The 24,101-nt window shown below is 46.9% G+C and carries 18 protein-coding genes; 5 read left to right on the top strand and 13 right to left on the bottom strand.

The genetic code is table 11. The annotated features are described in order from the left end of the window. Positions 1–34 precede the first annotated feature (34 nt). A complete protein-coding gene (locus M3629_RS03320; protein ID WP_090924428.1) occupies positions 35–241 on the top strand; it encodes a hypothetical protein in 207 nt (68 codons plus the stop codon). A gap of 17 nt (positions 242–258) precedes the next feature. Continuing rightward, positions 259–1,377 carry a GerAB/ArcD/ProY family transporter gene (locus M3629_RS03315; RefSeq protein ID WP_251502871.1) on the top strand — a complete coding sequence of 373 codons (1,119 nt, stop codon included), beginning with the start codon at positions 259–261 and terminating at the stop codon, positions 1,375–1,377. 10 nt (positions 1,378–1,387) lie between these two features. Here M3629_RS03315 and M3629_RS03310 read toward each other — a convergent pair whose 3' ends face one another. Then, entirely contained in the window at positions 1,388–1,861 is a 474-nt protein-coding gene (locus M3629_RS03310) for an RbsD/FucU family protein (RefSeq protein WP_251504518.1), read from the bottom strand. Between the two features lie 210 nt (positions 1,862–2,071). Between M3629_RS03310 and M3629_RS03305 the strand changes: the two genes are divergently transcribed. After that, on the top strand, positions 2,072–2,494 hold the full coding sequence (locus tag M3629_RS03305; RefSeq protein WP_145329600.1) for a MarR family winged helix-turn-helix transcriptional regulator: 423 nt from the start codon (positions 2,072–2,074) through the stop codon (positions 2,492–2,494). Positions 2,495–2,523: 29 nt separating this feature from the next. After that, entirely contained in the window at positions 2,524–3,870 is a 1,347-nt protein-coding gene (locus tag M3629_RS03300) for an MFS transporter (protein ID WP_251502870.1), read from the top strand. A gap of 211 nt (positions 3,871–4,081) precedes the next feature. Here the strand turns inward: M3629_RS03300 and M3629_RS03295 are convergent, their stop codons facing one another. The 3 genes from M3629_RS03295 to yicI form a co-directional block, all read right to left on the bottom strand. Next, complete coding sequence (locus tag M3629_RS03295) at positions 4,082–5,461, bottom strand: MFS transporter (protein ID WP_251502869.1); 1,380 nt, start codon at positions 5,459–5,461, stop codon at positions 4,082–4,084. A gap of 95 nt (positions 5,462–5,556) precedes the next feature. Then, positions 5,557–6,639 (bottom strand): phosphotransferase family protein, encoded by a 1,083-nt coding sequence (locus M3629_RS03290; protein ID WP_251502868.1) that lies wholly within the window; start codon positions 6,637–6,639, stop codon positions 5,557–5,559. Positions 6,640–6,755: 116 nt separating this feature from the next. Further along, the gene (gene yicI / locus M3629_RS03285; RefSeq protein ID WP_251502867.1) at positions 6,756–9,074 is read right to left on the bottom strand and encodes an alpha-xylosidase; all 2,319 of its coding nucleotides are present in this window, start codon (positions 9,072–9,074) and stop codon (positions 6,756–6,758) included. A 170-nt stretch (positions 9,075–9,244) separates the two neighbouring features. On the opposite strand from yicI, the gene M3629_RS03280 reads away from it, so the two are divergent. After that, on the top strand, positions 9,245–10,180 hold the full coding sequence (locus M3629_RS03280) for an AraC family transcriptional regulator (protein ID WP_353056717.1): 936 nt from the start codon (positions 9,245–9,247) through the stop codon (positions 10,178–10,180). A 162-nt stretch (positions 10,181–10,342) separates the two neighbouring features. Here M3629_RS03280 and M3629_RS03275 read toward each other — a convergent pair whose 3' ends face one another. The 9 genes from M3629_RS03275 to M3629_RS03235 form a co-directional block, all read right to left on the bottom strand. Further along, a complete protein-coding gene (locus tag M3629_RS03275; protein ID WP_251502866.1) occupies positions 10,343–11,272 on the bottom strand; it encodes a hypothetical protein in 930 nt (309 codons plus the stop codon). Between the two features lie 413 nt (positions 11,273–11,685). Next, positions 11,686–13,488 (bottom strand): adenine deaminase, encoded by a 1,803-nt coding sequence (locus M3629_RS03270; RefSeq protein WP_251504510.1) that lies wholly within the window; start codon positions 13,486–13,488, stop codon positions 11,686–11,688. A gap of 388 nt (positions 13,489–13,876) precedes the next feature. Beyond that, positions 13,877–16,252, bottom strand: coding sequence for an RNA polymerase recycling motor HelD (gene helD / locus M3629_RS03265; protein WP_251502865.1), 2,376 nt, complete (start codon positions 16,250–16,252; stop codon positions 13,877–13,879). 271 nt (positions 16,253–16,523) lie between these two features. Continuing rightward, entirely contained in the window at positions 16,524–16,985 is a 462-nt protein-coding gene (locus tag M3629_RS03260; protein ID WP_251502864.1) for a pyridoxamine 5'-phosphate oxidase family protein, read from the bottom strand. Positions 16,986–17,141: 156 nt separating this feature from the next. Continuing rightward, on the bottom strand, positions 17,142–18,209 hold the full coding sequence (locus M3629_RS03255) for an FUSC family protein (RefSeq protein WP_251502863.1): 1,068 nt from the start codon (positions 18,207–18,209) through the stop codon (positions 17,142–17,144). 309 nt (positions 18,210–18,518) lie between these two features. Next, the gene (locus M3629_RS03250; protein ID WP_251502862.1) at positions 18,519–19,184 is read right to left on the bottom strand and encodes an HD domain-containing protein; all 666 of its coding nucleotides are present in this window, start codon (positions 19,182–19,184) and stop codon (positions 18,519–18,521) included. Then, a complete protein-coding gene (locus tag M3629_RS03245) occupies positions 19,184–20,623 on the bottom strand; it encodes an NAD-dependent malic enzyme (protein ID WP_251502861.1) in 1,440 nt (479 codons plus the stop codon). The genes M3629_RS03250 and M3629_RS03245 overlap by 1 nt, the downstream gene beginning before the upstream one ends. 263 nt (positions 20,624–20,886) lie before the next feature. Beyond that, complete coding sequence (locus M3629_RS03240; RefSeq protein WP_285888078.1) at positions 20,887–22,959, bottom strand: beta-galactosidase; 2,073 nt, start codon at positions 22,957–22,959, stop codon at positions 20,887–20,889. A gap of 53 nt (positions 22,960–23,012) precedes the next feature. After that, the gene (locus tag M3629_RS03235) at positions 23,013–24,098 is read right to left on the bottom strand and encodes a glycoside hydrolase family 53 protein (RefSeq protein WP_251502860.1); all 1,086 of its coding nucleotides are present in this window, start codon (positions 24,096–24,098) and stop codon (positions 23,013–23,015) included. Between the last annotated feature and the right edge of the window lie 3 nt (positions 24,099–24,101).

Raw genomic sequence — 24,101 nt, 5'->3', positions numbered from 1 at the left:
AGCTGTCTGGGCTCTTTCAAGGAGGTTTGATCTTGTGTTTGCTGTCTTGCTCTTCGCGGGCCTATATTTACTGGATTGGCCTGCTGTTAAAACGAGTAAAAAATCCATAAAACGATCCTATTTTGCCGTACTTACGCTGTTCCTCGCTTGGAACACACTGGCATTGATTTGGCCGACCTGGCCCAATCCCAATCAGGTACTGTTGCTGTTATTCGGATGGGTTGACCATCTCATGTTATAAAGAAAGGGGAAACAGCCGTGAATCACCTTACCTCCGGACAGGCATACCGTTTTATGTTTGTGTACCTGTACTCCGAGCCTGTGGCTTTTCTTCTGCAGCGATTGTTCAAAATGAGCGGATATCAAGGCTGGATTTCAACCATTGGTGGGTTCCTTATTAGTTTGATCCTTCTGATGTTCACGTATCGTTTGGGCTCGCTCTACCCTGACCGAGCTTGGCTCTCCTATGGTGAAGAAGTGGTCGGCAAAATGATACATCGTTTTTTCACCAGTTTAATCGCGCTGTTATGTCTGTATCTGCTCTCCATTGATGTGGAGAACTTCATTATCTTTTTGCAATCGATGTACTTGCCCCAGACACCGATCTGGCTAACGTCCTCCATTACCCTTCTGTGTATTTGTTTGACAGCACGTTCAGGACTGGTAGCGATCGTTTTTATATCTGAGGGCATATTTCTGGTTCAGCTTCTCACCTCATCCTTGTTAATGCCCTCTGTGGGAGGCGGAGGTAACCCGGAAATCTTGATAGCTATGGCAACTCATCATGACTGGTCCGAAATTTTTATGGGTTCTATCTCCACTATGCCGTGGTTCTCTGAATGGATGCTGTTTCTATTCCTCGCTCCTGCTGTCGCATTCAGGCGTCCCATGTTTACAAGCATGGTGTGGGCAGGGTGTACTGTTGTCATCTTCATTCTGTTCTTCTGGGTCTTTATCCTGATGAATTTCGGTCCTTATGTGGCAGCGAGTCTGAGGTACCCTTTACTGGAATTGGTTCGTTTTGCACGATACGGTGATTTTCTGGACAATCTTGATCCTGTTCTGATCGCCATCTGGTCAACAACGATGTTTACACGCAGCTCTTTTCTGTTATACGTCTCCTCGGTTTGTCTATCCAGCATCAGCGGCGTACGGCAACACAAGTCCCTCACGTTTGTTATTGCTGGGACGGCTGCCGTCATTGTGATGCAATATGCCCGAGATGCAGCTGCCTACGAGCTTGCAATCCGCTCCTACGCCATACCGGCTTTCACCCTGCTTGTGGAATCCATGCCCATTGTATATGTTGCCGTCTACTGGCTCCGATCAGGCAATCGTAAAAAAGCGACGAAAGCCTCGTCAGCTCCGTCGCCATAACGATATAATTTTAATAGGTTTCTGAATTCATCCGCTCTTGAGCGGGTTCTGGCTCCGGAAAAATAACGCCCTTTTTCAAAATGAGGTTCGCGTATTGAGCACGTTCCCCCGTTGCAACAATGACATATGCTTTGGTGGCACGATCATAAAAATCAAAACGATCCTCGTATTCGAGTGCATCCCTCATATCCTCGTATTCCTCAATTAACCGCCGATACTCTTCCCAGATGATCGGAATAACCGGATCACCTTTAACCACCTGCATGACAGCGGCTGGCCGCTCTACATAGGTGTCTAGCGGAAGTAGCTGTAATATAGCTTCCAATAGCTGCACAGTGCCCATGCCATCACAGCGTACTATACGTTCAGCATGGCTGGCCGCAGGGAAGTTCGCATCCGTTAGCACAAGTTCATCCCCATGTCCCATTTCGGACATGAGTTTGAGGAGTTCAGGCGGAAGGATCGCAGGAATATTTTTCAGCATCATTAAACGCTCCTTACATAACAAATTTTTTATTACTTTGGAAGCCGTTTCATCCTTATTCTAGCAGGATTTTTTACGCTTTGCATCGTTATGCTCTGCTCCTGTGGCGCAACAATTGCCTTTGACAAAAGTACTTGTTCCACATATAGTTGTTATAACAACTATATGAATTTTAGAGATATTTTCTACGGAAGCGAGGTTCATCCATTCATGGATTATTCTTTGGAGCAATCTGTTGGATTCATGCTCGGACTCACCCACCGCAAAACGGCTGCTCTTCTAGCCGCACAATTCAAACCCTACGATATTACTACAGAGCAATTCTCTGTTCTTTTTAATGTGGTGCGCAAAGAAGGCGTGAACCAGAAAGAAATGGCAGGGTATGTGTTCAAAGACCAGCCTACCACCGCACGGATCATCGATTTACTGGAGAAAAAAGGCTGGGTCGAGCGCCGCACGAGCGACCAGGATCGGAGAGCGTATCTTTTGTACCCTACCAAAGAAGGTAAAGCATTAATCGATGTTCTTGTCCCAATCGAAAGAGAAATGAATAAAAAACTTGCTGAAGGTATACCCGATGACCAGATGGAAGCATTTAAACATACTCTTTCCCTCATTAATCGCAATCTGTAACTATCACAACTCAGGGGGAATGTGTCACCATGAAAGACCAATCTGCACCTGTCCGATTATGGACGACCGATTTTATTTTACTTATGTTATGTAATTTTCTATTATTCCTGCAACTGCACATGATCGTTTCACCATTACCTTCGTATGTACAGGATCGATTCCATGCCAATGCATTCCAAGTCAGCCTATTCACCTGCCTGTTTGCATTAAGCGCTATTGCGGCACGACTCTATTCTGCGAAAGCGCTGGAAAAGGGGTTCCGTAATGCGATGATCTATATTGGCTTATCTGTAGCCCTGCTTGCCACGCTTGGCTATTATTTTGCTGCGGGTATCGCTGTTCTGCTTTTGCTCCGTATGGTGTTCGGTGTTGGATTCGGGCTCAGCAGTACTGCATTTCCGACCATGGCATCTGATATTGTACCCGTCAAACGAATGGGCGAAGGCATGGGTTACTTTGGATTGTCCACCAGTCTTGCGATGTCCATGGGGCCGATTATCGGCGTCACTTTGCTACAAGGAGCTGGATTTGTCACCCTTATGCTCAGCACTGCCGGAGTGATCGCTGTGATCTATCCACTCAGTTACAGCCTGACACGGAAGAAAGCAAACCAGACAAAGGCGCCACTGGTTACTGCGACGCTGCCATCACAACATGAGCAATTAGCTCGCGATGTTGCAACTGTTTCAGGAGCCAAACCGGGTTCCAAAGCAAAGGCGCCCTTTAACCGGAAGCTGATCCTGCCAAGTGTACTGAACGGTTTGTTATCTATTACCTACGGGGGATTAGTTGGGTTTATCGTTTTGTATGGCAAAGAAGCTCATCTTGCTAATCCAGCGCTGTTCTTCCTGTTTAATGCACTGGCTGTTCTAATGGTCAGACCGTTTGCCGGTCGCATCTACGACAATAAAGGTCCTAAAGCTTTACTGATTCCTGGGGCAATATGTATCGCGCTTGGACTTGTCACGCTTTCCTGGGCAACGACGATGCCCATCCTGTTTGTGGCTGCTTTTATCTATGGTATTGGATATGGCTCGATGCAATCATCCATACAGACCTGGATGATTCAGGTCGTCTCCCCTGCTCAGAGAGGGATGGCGAACGGGATGTTTTTGAACACACTTGATTTTGGCATTGCTACGGGTGCGCTTCTGCTCGGTGCTATCGCTTCCTTGACAAGTTATACGGAAATGTATCGTTACTCCGTTTTATTTATGGTATTGTTCCTGCTGATCTATCTGATTCAGGGTAAACGAAGTGGCAGCTTCCAGATTGAAACACATCCGCTGTTATCCCATACGCATATTACGGCAACGGATAGTGCTGCTTCACATGATACGGATCATGTACAAGCAGAGCCTGATAAAAGGAACTAACAGTTCATTAGGCTGGATTCTACAATGTGTATTTCTTGGAAGCTTCACCTGAAACACAGGTGTTCATAAAAAGAACTACACTGACAACGTCACTTGTGATGATGTCAGTACAAAAAACGCGTTTACATCTGGCAAGCAGCTACGCTGCTTTCTGAGACGTAAACGCGTTTTCAGGTTTCCCTTTAACGTAAGGGAGTATTCCATCCACCCGTCAGTAAGGACTTTTTTTGCGGCGAAGTGGCGAAGGTCTGTATCCTTGGTCGGTTTCACTTTCTTGCACACGCCTTTTGCGTAACTTGTCTTGACCGTCTTGCTTCTCTTTATTACCGTGCTTTTCTTCTTCGTCCTGCTTCTCCTGATCATCTTGCTTCTCATCACTGCCAGAAGTAGGCTCGCCTTTTTTCTCTGGTTTAACCGCCAGTAATGTGAGCAGACCTCCGACAGCACCTGACGCAGCCAGAATACCAAAAAGCAAAAAATGATGAGAACCAAGCAACAAAGAAACAACGGGTGGGCCGAGCGATACGCCGATAAAACGCATACTGCTAAACAGGGCTGTAATCGTTCCACGTTGCTTTTTGTCCACACCTTCTGTAATCAACGTGTCGAGACATGGCAGTGCAGCACCGATCCCCGCACTCCCTAGGGTGAATAATCCCACCACAACGTAAATATTATCGAACATGCCGATGATCCCCAGTGATACGGTTACCAAGGCTAGTCCGGAAAAACCGAGCCATTTCATGCGTGATTTATTTTTCCCGATCCACTTGCCTGCCAAAAACGAAGCGAGACATAACGATGCCAGCGGAATAGCCAAAACTAGCCCTTTGACTACACCTTTGAGTGCAAACTCACTCTCCAGCGTCTCAGAAAGATAATAGAGGACGCCAAAAATAAGAAACATACAAATTCCACCGATGGCAAACAAAGCGTACAGCCAGCGTCCCTTTTCTTTGAGAACGTCACGAACGGAAGCAACAAATTGCGAGAATGTAGGCGGTTTTTCTTTCCTCTTCGGTGTTTTCACTAAAAATATGACGAGAATTAGCGAAATAAGACAAAGCACAGGAATCGCCAGAAACGGCGAATACCACAACCATACTGCCAGCGCCGCACCTAGAATCGGACTAAGCACTTTGCCAAAGGTGTTGGAGGTTTCGATGATGCCCAGACTTTTGCTCACCTCATCTTCATTCTTGAACATGTCCCCCACAAGAGGGATGACAATCGGAAAAGCGCCTGCTGCACCCACTCCCTGTAAAAACCTTCCCCCAAGAATCGTCCAATAGGCGATATTACCGCTCATGAACCAAGCAGCAACCCCTGCAACAGCACCTCCGGCTGCTGCAATGACAAGACTGGGAATAATAACGGCCTTCCTGCCGAATCGATCCGATAAATATCCTGCTAGCGGAATCAGCAGAATGGCCACTACCGCATATACCGTAATTAGCATACTGACCTTGAATGAAGATACCTTCAATTCCCGTTCAATCTGTGGCAAAATCGGTATAAGCATGGAGTTTCCCAATGTCATAATGACAGGGATAGAAGCAAGTGCGACGAGGTCCCACTTTTTATCAGACATACCCTAACCACCTTCGCAGATTCTACACACAACAGCGTTATTGTTGGTTAATCTGGAGGTGATTATTCAACATATGTCAAAATGGATAGGTTCCATTAGCGGAATTGTTCGATCTTCCACTTTTCCAATAAATCCAACGTACGCTCCTCAAATATTCGGCCATCTTCCGGTTGGTCTACCTGATGCAGATGAACGTAGGCGTTAAAGTAAGACGACAATAGACGATATGCAAGCCGGCGTGCTTGCCCTTCTGGTGAGGATTCAAGGGAACGACCGTAACCTGCGTGAAATGCGGCAGAATCCGTGTTGAGGATGGCCTCGTATTCCCGATCGGCGAACATCGAGCGATCTCCATCAATAACAGCGGCAATGCTCATTCCCCCTTGTTTACCGTGCACGAGCACATTTGCTGCCCATAGATCATTATGGACAAGCACAGGTTGTTTAATTTGATCAAAAAGAGCTTTATTTTGCTTGAAGATTGCCGTAATCTTTTCGCCTATGCCAGGCATAAACCCTACTAGGGCCGCTTTTTTGCTTGTTTCATCAGCGATAGCTATCAACACCTCAGACCAGTGCTCCGATCCGCGAATCGTGCCATCCGCCTGAGGCCAACCGAATAATGCTCCTTCGATCCGATGCATAGTGGCTGTGTACATGCCTAATTGGGTATACAAATGATTTTTATCTTTCTCTTCGATAGACGCATGATCAAGCTGCACGCTTGGGATAAACGCCATAAACATATAGGTTCGCGGAACATCCTGAGCGCTGTCATCACAAGCCAGCACTTCTGGTGCGGGAATGCCAGCTACGCGGTAATGCTCATAGATTACAGGTTCCGCGGCCATCATTGTGCGCTCAAACGAAAATAAAGGATCACACTCGGTTATCGGCTTACGATTTTTGTTCGTTGGTTGCAGTGGTTGTACACCCTCTGGTGCAAGGCGCAAAATGACGTCCGTAATCGCCGTATGCTCCAGTTGGATGCGATACGTCGTATTAAACAGACCACCCTGCAGCAGTCCGAACTGCTTTACGACAACGTGATCTCCAAAATGTCGATGTACCAGTGCATGCAAAACTTCTGCTGATATTGGGCAATGTAAGCCCGAATGTTGTTTTTGATCTGGGTGTTGGTTTGGATGTTGTTGGTTATCTGGGTGTTGGTGTCCCATATTGTATGTCTCCCTCTTTCCGTTCTCTCCTTGAAGGAACTATCCATTTATTTCGTATAAATAAACAAACAGACGGCGCCTTCAGGCACCGTCCCTTTATGGTCTATTCTAACATGTTACAGCTCGATTGTAAGTTTGCTTGCACCTGTTGATGCCGTTACGATGATGCCTTGCTCGCCAGCTTCTTGTGATCCGCCATCCACGTTGGATACGGAATCAATGCCCCGAAGCACGATTTTCCATGGCTTGCCTGCACCTTCAGCACGAACTTCCAGCTTCGAACCGTTACGTGTGACGGTCACTTGCAACTCACGCTCAGCACTTTGATTTACAACAACCGCTTGCGCTGTCTGCCCGTCGGCAAGTTCAAACAAATGCAAAGATACGTTGTCCGCAAAATCGTAATCCGGCTTGCTGTTCATCGCACCTACCGCGATCAAACTGTTCGGTCTGATCATCATTGGCAGTGTTTTGAAGTCATGATTTTCACTGATCCAGCACCCACCTTGAACTTTTACCCCTGTCAGATAATTGGTCCATGTACCTTCTGGCAGGTAATAACGAACGTCACCTTCTTTGTTGAAGATCGGTGCAACCAGGATAGAATCTCCGAACATGTACTGTAAGTCAAGTGTCGCACAAGTCGGATCATCTGGATATTCCAGCACCATCGCCCGCATCATTGGCAATCCCTGTACAGAGGACTCTACCGCGGAATTAAACAGGTACGGCATCAGACTAAGCTTCAGCTTCGTAAAGTCACGCACAACATCGACAGCCTCTTCATCGAACAACCAAGGCACACGATACGATTCGTTACCGTGCAGGCGGCTGTGTGAAGAGAGTAACCCGAACTGTACCCAACGTTTGTATACATCAGGCTCGGCTGTCGCTTCAAAACCGCTGATGTCATGGCTCCAGAAGCCAAACCCGGAAAGACCGAGCGACAATCCACCGCGCAGGGATTCTGCCATGGACGAATAGTTGGACGAGCAATCGCCACCCCAATGTACGGGGAATTGTTGACCACCTACGGTTGCTGAGCGGGCAAACAGAGCGGCTTCGTTTTTACCCAGGTTTTCTTCAAGTACGTCAAATACCGCTTTGTTGTATAAGAAGGTATAATAGTTGTGCATTTTCACCGGATCGGAACCGTCATAATACACAACATCGGTCGGAATTCTTTCGCCAAAGTCGGTCTTGAAGCAGTCCACGCCCTGGTCAATCAAACCTTTCAGCTTGTCTTTGTACCATGCAGTTGCCTCTGGGTTCGTGAAGTCCACCAGCCCCATGCCCGCCTGCCATTTATCCCACTGCCATACACTGCCATCGGCCGTCTTGACAAGATAACCTTTTTCCATACCTTCATCGAACAGAATGGATTTCTCGGCAATATACGGGTTAATCCACGCACAGATTTTGAGTCCCTTGTCCTTCAACCGTCTCAACATGCCTTCCGGATCAGGGAACATATCTTTGTCCCATTCAAAATCACACCATTGATATTCCTTCATCCAAAAGCAGTCGAAATGGAATACGGATAGTGGCAGATCACGCTCAGCCATGCCATCAACAAAATGATTAACGGTCGCTTCATCATAATCTGTCGTAAACGAAGTCGTCAGCCACAAACCAAATGTCCATGCCGGCGGCAGAGCCGGTTTACCTGTGAGCTTAGTGTAGTTATCCAGCACCTCTTTCGGATTAGCACCGCCGATAATGAAATATTCCAGCGTCTCACCCTGCACACTGAACTGCACTTTCGATACATTCTCGGAAGCGATCTCGTAGGATACCTTCTCAGGATGATTGACGAATACACCGTATCCTTTGTTCGACAGATAAAACGGAATGTTCTTGTACGCCTGTTCACTGCTTGTACCGCCATCCTCATTCCAGATATCCACAACCTGGCCATTTTTCACAAACGGGGTGAATCGTTCACCAAGGCCATAGACATACTCGCCCACACCCAGCTCCAGTTGTTCCCTGAAGAACGTACCTTCTGATGCCGACTCAATGTACGCCGGGCCTCTCCAGCCGCTTCCTGTCAGGCGTTTTTCATTATAATGGAAGCCGATATCCCAGCCTTTTGTTTTGTTCACGGTTACACGAAGATTTCCGCTTTTCAGCTCTGCACCGTTCTCATCCTGGGCAATTTGCACATCGGTATTCAGCGTGTTCAGTGCAAACTCGGGACCTGGATTAACTTTGCCCTTATGGTGGTTCAATTGCACACGAATAACATCAGGCATCGGGGAGCTGTAGGTTGCTTTGAGCAACGTTCCGTTCAGTGTATCGCCTTTGCGCTCAATGCGTTTCGTTGCTGCATATACAGTAAAGGAAGCACCCTTTTGTACAACATCTCGAATATCCGCCGGATTTTGAACATGATATCCATCACGGATCTGCCAGTAGCCATCGGTAAATTTCATCTTGGATTACCTCCTTCGGTTATACTATAATGATATTGATATTAATGATGATTTTCTTCTTGGATTTTGATCATTTATATCAGTATTTTGATATTTTCAAACGTAATTCTGACGAATTCCTATAATAATTTGCAAACGATTACATCTATTTATATGCATAAGGAGGTTCCATGATGGAACGGGAACATTTACGGGAAGATCGAATTCACGGCAACGCCATGTATCCGGTCAGTGTATACCCCGACATTCAGCAATTGAATGGGGACAGCATACTGGATTGCCACTGGCATGATGAGATGGAGTTTACGATGGTGACGCAAGGCTCTGCTGTATTTCAAATTGACATGAACCGGGTTGAGGTGAAGGCCGGCGAGGCTGTTTTTATTCATCGAGGGGAAATCCATGCAGGATATCTGATGGGCGATGAGCCTTGTATATTTTCTTCCGCTGTGTTTCATTCAGATCTGCTTGGAAGTCATACGTTTGATGCGGTGCAGGAGAAGTTTATTGGACCTATTTTGCGAAAAAGTATACAGCTCCCCTATCACATCACAGCTGATGAAGCTTGGGGTTCAGAAGTTCTGGCCTACCTGAGGCGCATCTTCGCAGATCACGCCAATGGGACAGACACCTGTGAGATATCCACGAAAGCCTATCTTTATCTCATGCTTGCTCGCATGTTTGAACAGCGGAAGGTACTTGCGATCAAAAGTACAGTTAACGGGGGCACACCGGATAAGATGGAGCGTCTAAAATCAGTGCTCGGTTATATTCACAAGCGTTATCCTGAACCGCTGAAGCTGAAAGACCTTGCGAATGAAGCCAATATGAGCGAAGGGCATTTCTGTCGTTTTTTCAAACAGATGGTGCAGAAAAGCCCTGTCGATTACATTAATTATTATCGGGTACAGCAGGCGTGCTTACAGCTTGAGAATACGGATCATAAAATTGTAGATATCGCTATGGATGTTGGATTCGAACATCTGAGTTATTTCATTACCACCTTTAAGAAACATAAGAACACAACCCCGTCCCAGTATCGTAAAATGTTTTCCAAAAACATGACACTTGCGCCTGCTACGTTCACAGAGACTCAGATCGTTTAATGTAGGAAAAACACAATCGCAACGATAGCTTTACACCAAGAGCTCTCCTGGATCGGTTGATGCTGCATAAGATCAATAAAAGGTGCCTACAGCAAGTAAGCTGCAAGCACCTTTTCATTACGTTAACGCCTATTCCGTCAAGACAAGCTCCCTATATCTGCTCTACTTTCTTAACGTCTTCCAGGAAGAATACTCATGTACGGAAAAACCATTAAAGGAAGTGTGGACACTCGCCATTTTCTCTACCAGCTTCAACTGTTCTTCCATGTAGGCGTCTCCTTCTTCGTAAAAGGTAATGAAGTCGCCTTCCTTGCTTTGCTTCGTTTCCACCGCAATCGATATTTTCTTACCTACAGAGGCCGCATCGATAAGTTCATCCTTTGCTACATTGTAGATGGCGGCCGCCGTATCCCGATAAGCCATAATCGTAATGGAATCAAATTTGCGGATCATCCAGCTGCTTACGGCCATCGTTGAACCCGGAATTTTGTAATTGTCCAGCCAAAACGGCAGATCAGCGGCCACAGGCATCTTCATACGCGCAGCACGGTCTACAATATAATTCACATTCCCCTGCCACTGCGTAATGACGCTGGCTTGATTAATTTTCCACTGCGGATGCACATGAGGTTCAATGTCCAGATGAATGCCTGCAAATTTCTCATTAGCCAGCGCCTGTGCCTGATACGTTTCAATCCAGTCCATAAAAGAAGCAATCTGTTCCCGGCTTTCCGTCAGTCCCCAAGCGGAACGCCCGTCCATGACATCTACAGCAACATTTTGAGCCCGTGCGAGCCGGATAAAGTTCTTATATTCCGGGAGTTTAATATCCCGGTTCATCTGTAGATAGATCGTATTAATGTTGTTAGCCTTCGCAAAACTTAAAATATCCTGCGCATTGTTTCGGATTTGAGTCGTATCCCACACCCACGTCCCCCTCACTGGCCGATCCAGCTTGCCATGTATTGTGGCATAACTATCCACCGGTTCTACCGAACCTACCGCATCCACTCGGTTAGAACAGGCTGTACTTAAGCACAGTACCAGACAACTCATCATCAGGATAAAACGAAATTCTTTTTTGGTTTTCATATTTGTACACTCCCTTGAAGTTATGGCAGCTCTTACGTATAAATCCGGGTGAAAGGATGTCGTTTAGGATTCATTTTTTGCATCATTACGGAAGTTCCATGAATTTAAACTGCTTTTATACGCAACATCACCTTTAAGACTCACGACGAAAGAATCATATAACTTATTTCGGGAATTCACAGTTCTGAATATATAGTCCAAAAGTCACGAAATTTAATGTTGTATGTAAAAATCAGAATTTCACTTACGACTTCAGTCTATATTTCCTTTTGACACTTCGATTCTGTAGACCTAGGAAGCGTTTTCTTCTTTAAAAAACAAAAAACCGCCCGAAGGCGGCGCGGCTTGCAATAAAACATTGATATTTTATACTCGACATACTCTCATTTAATGCTCTACCTGTGCTTACCTTCTTAATCCACATTCGGTTCATCAAACAAAGAGACTCGTTCAATGCCCTCTGCAGAGATACGTACCAGCCCGATATCAGACAAACGCAGTTCAGGAATAACCACCAGCGCGAGTAGCGATAAAGTCATAAACGCATTGTTCAACGTACATCCTGCCGATTGCAGTGCTTCACTGACTGCTGCCGATTGTTCCGCTACCACTTCGAAGGGTTCCACCGACATCAGACCGGCAATCCGAAGAGGAAACTCGGTTACACCCGCATCTGTTACAACAGCTACACCACCCTGCATACGAATGACACGATTACCGGCCTCTGCCATAAGTGCATCGTCATTCCCGATGATCAACAGATTATGGCTATCATGAGCTACCGTCATGGCTATAGCTGCTGGCGAAGCGAACCCGATCCCGCCAACCAATGCCACTGCGCGATTTCCCGTTTGTTTGTGGCGTTCCAGCACGGCGATCTTACATACCTCACCTGCGGCAGGCAGAACCACCTTACTACCTTGCACATTCACTTGCACATGCTTCTCCTTCGTTTCCACATGATTTTCCGTCACATGGATTACGCGTGCGCCTATAGTACCCTCGATAATGGGTGCAGATAATTCCAAATCCTGTGGCTGGATATTTGCTTCCAGCTTCACTGTATTGAGCGCTTCCTCTGGATAAGTGAACGTATCCCACACGGCTGTCATTTTACCATTCTCCGCTACGACTTGCCCGGCTGCAATTGTTGTGCCTACACGTACATCTGCAAGGCGTCCGTCTAACAAAATAATATCGGCCATGTTACCCGGAATCACCGCTCCGATATCACGCGCTACACCAAAACGTTCTGCCGTATTAATCGTAGCCATCTGGAATGCCGTAACGGGCTTCACGCCCTGAGAAATGGCCAGTCGAACGACAAAGTCCATGTGACCCTCTTTCAGCAAAGATTCCGAGCTTCGATCATCGGTCACCAGCATCATTCGCCGAGTATCGAGTCCAAGCTCCGTACATGCTTTAATCGTCTCGGCGACATCATGCCACGCAGAACCCTGACGCATCTTCGCATACATCCCAAGCCGCAAGCGCTCCACTACGTCTTCTTTCGTAACACACTCATGATCTCCAGTCACACCGCTCGCCGCATAAACAGGTAGACGCCAGTCATCCGAGGCCCAAGTAAAATGCCCATCTGCCACTTTGCCAGCGCGCAGAGTCGCCTGAATCTCCCCAATCATGGTCTCATCCCCGTACACCACTCCCGGGAAGTTCATGACTTCACCTAGGCCAATCATATCCGGTCCCCATGAGAGCGCCTCGGTTACCTCTTCCGGCCCAATATAAGCTCCTGTAGTCTCCAGGCCTGGGTGAGTGGAAGGTACACATGATGCTACTTGCATATAGGCTGCCATCGGTGTGGTACGTGCTTCATCGAGCATGAGCCGCAGTCCTTTAAGCCCAAGCACATTGGAAATTTCATGCGGATCGAAGAATCCACCTGTCGTACCGGAAGGCAGGACAGCTCTTGCGAACTCGGATACTTTCATCTGCGTGCTCTCAATATGGCAATGACCGTCTAACAGTCCCGGAGCAATATACTTCCCCTGTGCTTCAATAATTCGGGTATGTTCTCCAATGGTATGACTTACATCTCTGCCAACATACGCAATTCTCGCTCCTTGTACAGCTACAGACATATCCGGCAGGATTTCCCCGGATATCACGTTTACCAAAGTACCGCCCCGAATCACCAAAGTTGCCTTCATATCTCCTCGGGCTGTAGCGACCAGATCCGGTACACAATCGGCCATCAGCGGCCGCTCAAAAGCTGTTGTTTTCAAATTACCTGCCTCCTTCGTTAGATTCCCTGTTCCGTTGCCTGCTCCCAAAATTAAAGGTTTTTGTTACTCATACAATGAATTTTTTCCCCATCATCATGCAACGCTCGAAAAAAATAGATTGTTACGATTATATGAGCCTGAGCTTCATGTGTAAAGAAAAATTACATCTATTGAATACATGCACAAGGAGTTTCACCTTATTTATCAATAACAACTAAGATATGTCTGTGCATGTCACTATTGTTAGCAACTTTCTCTTCATAGCATACACAAAAAAAGGCCAACCAGGACATGTCTGGCTGACCTCATCTTGAAAGAGTACTCACCCCAACATATCGCTTGGAGATTAGTGCTCTTTTTACTCCACACGAGTTGCAGGGATATCTTTCATCTCATACCACTCTTCTGACTGTGAGGTGATAAATGGACTTGGTTTTCCTAAAGAGTACACATGCAGTAAATGCATTGCCCGGGTACAGGCGGTATAGAACAACTTGCGTTCCTGTTCCCGGGAATAGGCATCAGCGGAGCCGTTATAAATTAAAACAGCATCGAACTCTACACCTTTCGCCAAATAAGCAGGGATCACATGAACGCCCTGTTCGAAAGCCAGCGTTGTTTTTTTGATCAGCTTGGGAGCTGTGTTCAAGTTTTTACTGAGTATGGCGTGAACTTCCTGGCTTTCTTCTGCCGTCTTGCAGATGACCGCTACGGATTCATACCCCTCCTGCATCAGCTGATGAAGATCTGCCGTAATTTGCTGCACATGCTGCTTTGGATCAGAAGTCACGACGACTTTAGGTTTCTCACCATTTCGGTTAAACGGGATGATCTCCTCCCCACCAGGAACCATGCCGCGCGTAAATTCCACAATCTCCATCGTAGAGCGATAACTGCGTGTCAGCACAATAACCTCCGTATTCTCAGGCCCGTACAGATCACTTAATGGTCCGGTTCCGCTAAGTACAGAAGAATGTGCATAAATAGCCTGATTAAAGTCACCCAGAGCCGTAATCTTCGCATGTGGAAAGAGTCTCTTCATAAATGCAAGCTGGAAGGCAGAATAATCCTGCGCTTCATCAATAATGACATGGCGGATGTTCGAATTAATACGGAATCCCAGTAACAGTTCGCGCAAATACAGGTACGGCGTGATGTCCTCATAAGCCAGCTCCTGAACCTTTAATCTGCGCAGTGTCATGGTCGAAATTTCTTCCCAGTGGGCAGGCAAAGGCTCTCTGTCAAGCAGACGAACCATCTGCGCCTGATCCTCGAACAAGTTTGCATACAACTGACGGATATCCACAAAACGCAATGATTTGATCCATTTGCGCAAAGGCTTCAGTCGGTCACTGACCACCATTCTCGCCAGAATCTCTCTTTCCTGCTGAAAATCATCAAACGTATGGGATTTCCCCTTTTGTTTGCGTTTCAAGCGCTGGTATGCGCGTTGTAAATCTTCCGGTTCCAGCAGATCAAGCTGCTGATCAACCCACGGTGCGCCCAGTTCACCTTTACCAAACGTCGAGAGTTCCTTCAGCAACCAATCCCGTAATAGTTCCAGCCGGCTAACTAGCTTGACAGATGAACCGTAGCTGTAAAATTTTTCTGCCATCGCTTGCGCATCCACAATCGCCTTACCCTGAAAACGAACCGGCTTGAATTTCATGCCTCCAGTTAACATGCTCTCCTTATAACGAGTAATCACCTTCAGGAATGATGCAGAGGACTTGAACCGTATACTGGACATTCGCGCATCGTAACCGGGTTCCTCCGATCCTGTGAGCACATATTCAAGCTGGATAAATGGATCTTCAAGCTGATATTCCCGTCCCAAACGGCGTTCCAGATACTCCTGAAACGTCGTCTGCAACATATTCTCTTCCCCAAGCTCCGGAAGTACCGTAGATACATAACTGTTAAACATCGGGTTTGGCGAAAAAAGAACCATCTGATCCGCTTGCAGATGCTCGCGGTATTTATAGAGAAGATAAGCCACTCGCTGGAGAGCGGCAGAGGTTTTGCCGCTCCCGGCTGCGCCCTGCACAATTAGCATACGTGTCCGGTCATTACGAATGATCCGGTTCTGTTCCTTCTGTATCGTTGCCACAATGCTCTTCATCTGTGCATCAGACGTTCGGCTGAGCACAGCCTGAAGCAACTGGTCTCCGATCGTTACCCCTGTATCAAACATGAAACGGATGCGCCCATCCCGAATGACGAATTGACGTTTCATTTCTATCTCTCCACTAATCTCGCCGCTTGGGGTACGGTAAGAGATCTGTCCAGGCGCACCATCATAATACAGGTTGGAGATCGGTGCACGCCAATCATAGATTAGGAAGGACTCCTCCTTCTCATCCAGAAGGGATGCAATGCCCAGATAGATACGTTCCGAGTCCGGGTATCCATCCTCCTTGAAATCGATTCGTCCGAAATAAGGTGAATGATGCAGTCGTTTCATTTTATCCAAAGCCGCAGCTGTATTCAGATGACTTCGTTCACGATCGGACAAAACTTGCGATTGTTGCCGCATACTCGTTGACGTTTCCCCGACATCGTCGGCTTCACTAAAGTTCATCGTTACTTCATCCCAGAAGTCCTTACGCATCCCGACCACTTCATCCCGGAAGGAGCCAACCTCTTCCTCCAGTGTAGCGATTTTGCGCTCAATCTGATCAGTCACGGTATTCACCCGCTCCTGTTCCTGGTTCCACTGTTGCTCATTACTCATATGTTATGCGCCTCTCTTTCCCCGGATTGTGTCTTCGAATATCCATTTGACAAGCCCGAAAAGGCAATGGTATAATTATTAGAAAGTAAACATTTTAATTTTATGTTAATTAATTCTAATTTTCTGAAAACCATTTTATATTGTACCAGTGACAACGTCCCGATGCAAGCGGAGACGTTTTTTGTTATGTTCACTTGAGTTCTTGTCGCTTTGTTCATTGATCTGGGAGGTTTACCTCGTCGCACAGTATTACCCACATGCGCATTTCCCTCTACATTCTCAAGTCATCAATAGTTGAAGTCCAGCGTGCCAATGCCCCCGTTTGATCTTTCAGCTGAAACGTAATGCCTGACGTGATGTCTGCATACGTTGCCTGATCAATCCGTATATGAAGGATGTTACACTCATACCGATCTCGCGGGTGAATCGTATCCACGAGTTCGGGAAGTAAACGGACTTCAAGAGGAATATGCAATATACGCTGTCCATGCACTGCAATTAACGTAGCCTTACCCGTTTCCATCATATTCATACTCGTTTGTGTCCCTTGCCAGAGCGCCAACCGAAGGCAACTAGGACTTATAGCGATAATTTCTCCCATGCTGATCATCGCCAGATGAGACCACTGTCCTTCAGTTACGGTAAGCAACTGCATCGCTTCATGCTGTTTGTTCTCCAAATCGCTTCCGCTTAACCATTCCATGAGTTCTGCATCCAACTGCTTAATCTCCATTTCTACCCCTCTGTTCATTCATAATGGTTATGCTCGTCCCCATTGATTCCTATCGATTCTCATCGATTCACGTCACTTGCTTTCACCGATAGACCAAACAACCCGGACGTTACTGTCCGGGCTTTATCTTGCCTATATTGTATCTTATTTTGCCATCTAGGGCCATTTTAGCCAGTTCAGCATATGGTCATGTGAATCTTTATCTTCACTTGAAGTGTGCACATGGTCTGCCAACCGATTCAACCGTTCCAGCTGATATCCGTAATCGTATATCGCTGCGGCCACGATCGATAACCTTAACATGCCGTCTTTATCGACATCAAACTGGGTAATGGCCTGTTCCATAAAATGATCATTCTCGGTTATAAACACTGCGGCCTCTTCACCATTAGGTTTGAGTTTGTCTTCGAATTTGAGCAAGGCATGCTCATGAAATTTAATAACCCGTTCAAGATGGGTATCAAAAAACAAATCCATTTCCGGTGTTCGCTGTGCCTGAAAGTAATGGCGTTCTACCGAATCCAGTACATCGTATCCTTTTTGCAAACTTAACAGCATTTGTTTGTATACGACCATTTGACGGGTCTCGCTAAATTTGGCACGTTTCATCTTCTTCTGCTCTTCTTCAAACAGATGATACTTGTCAGACAGAGACTTGATCGATCCGCCTAGATTGCTTTTCTCTTCCCGGAAAACAACCTCTTTGATCTCATCAGAGATGGATGTACGAAGCAACAGTGACATGCCATTAAACACACTCTGAATCTGCTTCACAAACTGCACCTTCGGTTTAGGAGGAAACACGGAGATATTAATCAGGAAGGCAGATATAATACCCACAAGAGTTAGCAAGAAGCGATTCAGGGCAAAGTGCCAATCTCCTGAAGCTTCCATTATCGATACCACCGTGACTAATGTCAGCCCAACCGTCTCACCCATATTTAATTTAAGACAGATCATGATAACCAGCACAATAATCAAGCCCACGGCAATAGGCTCGTTGGACAGCACCATACCACCTAGCAAAGCTACAATTGCCCCCAGCGTGGTCGTCTGTAACTGATCGAGGAAATACTTCCACGAACGATAGATGGAAGGCTGCATGGCAAATATCGCCGCAATCGCGGCAGGCACAGGAGATTGCGGATTCAGAAACAGACTGCTCAGATATAATGCCAGCGTGACCGCTATACCTGTCTTAAGTACACGTGCTCCAAATGACATCGCATCCCCCTCCTTTTACCCGACCTGTTCGTTTACTTTTGATGATCATCATGTTCATTATTACCCCATATTTCTTATTTTGCCCGAATGAGTCCAGGAGAACGATTTATTGTACCATGGGAGCTTAGGCTTTGCATCTTCATTCTCATAAGTCATAGACACATTTTTAAAATATTTATACCGCCACTACGAAGACAGAAGAACCTTCCTTCCCGTTTCTTTTGTCCTGAACCTTAGTTATGTAAGGGTTAATCTAAGAAAGAAAGTCACCACTTAGCCTTTAAAGACCTATGGTGACCTTCTATACATTTATACGTCCGTGCCTTCCCATTCCTGCTTGAACTGTTCCACAAACTGCACCATATACTCATGACGTCGCTGCGCCAGTTCCTTGCCGTAGGACGTATTCATTAGATCCTTGAGCTTGAATAACTTTTCGTAAAAATGATTGATCGTCGTGCTGCGCCCATTGCGATATTCCTCACGGGTCATCTGTTCCCGGGGCGGTAAGGAGGGATCATACATTTCACGCCCACGGGCTCCGGAAAAGGCAAACGTACGTGCAATGCCAATCGCTCCTAGCGCATCAAGCCGGTCTGCATCCTGCACCACTTGTGCTTCCAGCGAGTCGACTGCCGCTCCTTGACCACCCGCGAAGGATATCGTACTGATAATGTTCACGACCGACTCACGGGTGTCAAAATCTAGTGCCTGGTTGTCCAGCCAAGTGTGCAGCTTTGCCATACCGGCCTCCAAGCTGTCGTTGAGCTTCTCGTCGGGTACATCATGCAGTAGTGCAGCTAGCTCGCATACAAATGGATCTGCTCCCATGTGCTCAGCTAACCTGACCGCTAGTGTAGTCACACGCTCAATATGCGACCAGTCGTGCCCATCGGAATGTTTGGACGACTCTTCCTGTACAAAAGCACGAGCAGCATGTAGAATGGCCTCTTTATTGGATAAATCTGTTGTCATTAGGATTCTCCACCTTCACGCGCCTGCTCACGAGGTACACGTCTCGCCACACCTGTCCGAATTGCCGCCTCGATAACAAGGCTGCGCATGGATTTGACGACCTTATCGTTAAATACACTAGGGATAATATAATAACGTGTACGCTCTTCATCCGAGATGGAAGAGGCGATCGCCTGGGCAGCAGCCAGTTTCATCTCTTCGTTAATTTCCGTTGCCCGGCAATCGAGAACAGCTCTGAACATGCCTGGGAAACAAAGCACGTTATTAATCTGGTTCGGATAATCCGAACGTCCTGTCGCCATGACTGCAACAATATCTTCCACTAGAGCAGGCATGATCTCAGGTACAGGGTTTGCCATCGCAAATACAATGGGATTGTCTGCCATCGTCTGTACATCCTCACGCGTTAACAGATTGCCGCGCGATAAACCAATAAATACATCAGCATCTCGAATAACTTCACGCAGAGAACCTGTCTCCAGATCAGGATTAGTACGTGCCGCATATTCGGTCCATACCTCGTTCTCATACGTATTCGTGCGCACGATTGCTCCGTCACGATCCACACCGATAAGCCGCTTAGCACCTGCAGATAACAAAATATTGCTGCAAGCTACACCCGCTGCCCCAATGCCGCACACGACAATTTTCACATTTTCAATCGACTTGCCAACGAGTTTAAGCGCATTGATCAGACCTGCGTATAATACAACCGCTGTACCGTGCTGATCATCATGAAATACCGGAATATCGAGTTCTTCGTTCAACCGGCGTTCGATCTCGAAACAGCGCGGAGAAGAAATATCCTCGAGGTTAATGCCGCCGAACGCAGGTGATATCGCTTTCACGGTGCGAATGATTTCTTCGGTATCTTGTGTATCAAGACAGATCGGGAACGCATCCACACCTGCAAACTGTTTAAACAGCATCGCCTTACCTTCCATCACCGGCATGGCCGCACGAGGGCCAATATTGCCGAGTCCAAGCACTGCGCTACCATCAGAAACAACTGCAACCGTATTACGTTTAATCGTTAATGAAAAAGCTTTGCCCGGCTCCTCCGATATAGCCGAACACACCCGAGCCACATCCGGTGTGTACACACGCGACAGATCTTCCCGGTTGTGAATCGGTGTCTTCGGTGTAACTTCGATTTTTCCGCCGAGATGCAGCAGGAATGTACGATCCGATACGTTAACGATGGATACGCCTTTAAGCTGCCGCACCGCTTCTATAATTTTGCTGTTATCCTGTGAGTCGGTGACCGCAACAGTTAAGTCGCGTACACTGACATCCTGATTGGTCGAAATGACGTCAATGGCAATGATGTCTCCCCCAGCTTCCGAGATGGCCGAAGCCACTTCGCCAAACTTGATATCTTTCGTTGTCATTTCCAGCCGTATAATAATGCTGTTGCCGTCCAGATTTCTCTGATTCATTTCAATTCCTCCCAGACAATGAAAGTCTTAAGTTGACAAGTTACGTGTTTGTCTTCGCTACGTGGACACGATTATCCTTTATATTGTCCAAAAAAAGCCCTCAAGTCCCACAAGAGAAAAATAAAATGGATTGTCTTGGCACCTGTTTGAAGGCTCAAGACAATCCATTTTAATCTCTCTCTATGTGTAACATCCGTTCGTTTATCGGAAGACATACCTGAGAATCATGTTTCCGATTGCCCTATTCATATCCCACGTTAAACTTACTTACGATTCGCCGTTCTGCGCAATACACGAACGTCGTACGGTTGTAAGTTCAGACTCTCTTCAACCGCTTCTCCACTAAGTACATCGGTATACGAGGGACCATCCAACTGAATCTGTTTCTCATGCTCGGTGTAATTCTGAACAAACACATAATCAGCATCACCGTCCGTACGAACATGTGCAGTAGTCCCTTCAGCCAAGTCCGATTTCAGTCCTCGCTCCAGATCCAGATCTACAATCAGCTTGCCGTAAAAATCATCATAGAACGGCGCTTTCATCCGTGCAGCCATATAATAAGCTTTCCCTGAACCAAGCTCGTTCACCGTCAAAGCTGGACGACCAGCGTAGAAATCCGAACGATACGCCGCAAGAGATTGTGCACCTTCCAGATGAATGAGGTCACAGAGCTCAATTGCATCATACTCCGTAGTAAGGCCAAGTTCATTGCCTTGCACTGGTATAATTCCATTAAGCTCACGATCATGTAATCCGTCGATCTCTTCTGACCAGATGCCGAGCGTTTTACGAAGCGGACCAGGGAATCCACCCAGGAAACATAGGTCATTCTCGTTTACAATGCCAGACCAGTAGGTTGCGACAAATGTACCGCCTTGTTCTACAAACTTCTCAATCCGTTCGCCTACCCCTTCACGTACGAGGTACAACATCGGTGCCACTAACACTTTGTACCGGGATAGATCAGCTTCCATATCGATGACATCGACCGCCACACCCTTTTTCCAGAACGCTTCGTAGTGAGCTTCTACGGTCTGCTCGTATTTCACTCCGATGTTCCGCGGACCTTGGGAGTCGTTCACAGCCCAGCGGTTCTCCCAATCAAAGACAATCGCAACTTCAGCAGGAACCGTAGTTCCTACAATATCCTCCATGCTTTGCAGTGCTGTACCTACATCGGTCACATCCTGGAACACTCGGGTATGCTCTGTGCCTACATGGTCTACTACCGCACCGTGTAACTTCTCGCTTGATCCGCGGCTTTTTCTCCACTGGAAGTACTGAACACTATCTGATCCATGAGCTACTGCTTGCAAGGAGGACAACAAATGCATGCCTGGGCGTTTCAGCTTGCTTACATCCTGCCAGTTCGTGGAGCTTGGTGTGCTCTCCATGAGCAAGAATGGCTGACCACCTTTAATGGAACGTACAATATCATGCATCATCGCAATGCGCGACGCCTGTTTCGCATCGTCCTCTGCATCATGCCATGTTGGATAACTGTCCCAAGAGAGAAAATCAAGAATATCCGCAAACTTCCAGTAGTTCAGGCCTCCGTAAAATTCCATCAGATTCGTCGTTACCGGCAGATTTGGATTTTTCGCCTTGAGTGGCTTCGTTTCATGAACGATGAAATCCGCTGTCTGATCCGTTACGAAGCGGCGCCAGTCCAGGTTCATTGCATGAACCTGAGTTTCGCCGTGTGGTGCCGGAGATTCGACTTGACTCCAATCCGTCACCGTATGACTCCAGAACGTTGTCCACCACGCATGATTCAATTCTTCCAGTGTTTTGTACTTGTTTTGAACCCAGCCGCGGAAAGCTTCCTGACAGTAGTCACAGTGACAATCCCCACCAAACTCATTCGAAATATGCCAGCCGATGACAGCCGGGTGATCCGAGTAGCGTTCCGCCAGCTTACTGTTCATCGCCGTTACTTTTTCCCGGTACACTGGAGAGGTGTAGCAGTGGTTATGGCGGAAACCATGCAGGTTACGAACTCGATTCTCCGAGACACGCAACACTTCAGGATATTTTGCCGACATCCAGGCCGGTCTGGCACCGCTTGGTGTGGCCAAGAATGCATAAATCCCGTTCGCGGCAAAACGATCCAGCACCTGATCCAGCCATTCAAATGTATAAACACCTTCTTCTGGTTCTAGGGATACCCAGGAGAAAATACCGATGGACATCACATTACACTTCGCCAGTTTCATCAAACGAATGTCCTCTTCCAGCACCTCTGGATAACGAAGCCACTGCTCCGGATTATAGTCAGCACCATGCAGCATGTGAGGGGCTTTGGAACTTACGGGTGGAAATTTGTACGTCATTTATGAAAACTCCCTTGCTGTTGAATTACGATAGTTTACTTTTGCATATCTTCTTATACGAATGTGGTAACATTCAGTTCTTGCTCCGCAGTTAACGCCTTAAATGATTCAAGCTTACGGCCTTTAAAATCAAACATCGTCAGATTACCCCAGTTGTTCGGGTGCCCTACAGACCATTCCTCTTTACTCGGAATCCACGCAGGCTCCCAATAATAGAATCCGTGACCCAGACCACCGGGAACTTCACGAATAATCTGTAACATATCCTTCAAATATCGGGTTTGCCCTTCTACCGTTGCAGGATAATCTGGTAACAACATGTCTTCCTGATTCATGATCCATTCGATGCCTTCGGGCTGTTCAAGCGTCCACGGGTATGCCGTTTCAACCACGTTGATTGGTTTGCCGTAGCGTTTGGCCAGATCATTCAAATTGTCACGCAATGCGTCCAGTGTTCCATGCCACCAAGGGTAATAAGACAGACCGATGACGTCAAATTCTACACCTAACGCTTCAAAACGATCATAGAATTTACGGCTCTCGGCATTGTCTCCGCCGCGGTCAATATGAATCATGATTTGAATGGAAGGGTCAACGGATTTAACCGCTGCAATGCCATACTTCACAAGTCCTGCAAAACGTTGCCACTGTTCGTCTGTATCATGTTCTTCACCACCGACACGTCCATCATCCCATAACATGCCTGGCGTAATTTCATTACCAACCTGAACCATATCCGGCAAAGCATCGTGTTCTTTCAATGTACGGAGCACATCCGCCGTATATGTGCATACTGCCAGTTTAAGCTGTTCATAAGACAAGTTCTCCCATGCTTTCGGTTTCCACTGATTCGCCGGATCGGCCCAGCGGTCAGAATAATGGAAATCGAGCAGAAACTGTAATCCCTGTGCCTTGATTCGTTTCGCTACTTCTACCGTGCGCTCCAGATTACAGTAACCGCCGACAGGATCATTCCAGATGCGAAGCCGGATTGCGTTAGTATCATTTAATTTGAGAATGGTCAGCAGATCTTCTTCTTTGCCATCCACATCACAATATGTTCCCCCATGCTGTTCGATCTCGTCCATAAATGACACATCCATGCCGAGAACGAATGGTTGATTGATTGATGAATTCAAAAT

Origin of the sequence: Paenibacillus polysaccharolyticus, assembly GCF_023714295.1 — a bacterium.
Lineage (GTDB): Bacteria > Bacillota > Bacilli > Paenibacillales > Paenibacillaceae > Paenibacillus > Paenibacillus polysaccharolyticus_A.
Note: the sequence above shows the minus strand (reverse complement) of the source record. Positions and strands in the feature narration are given on the sequence as shown.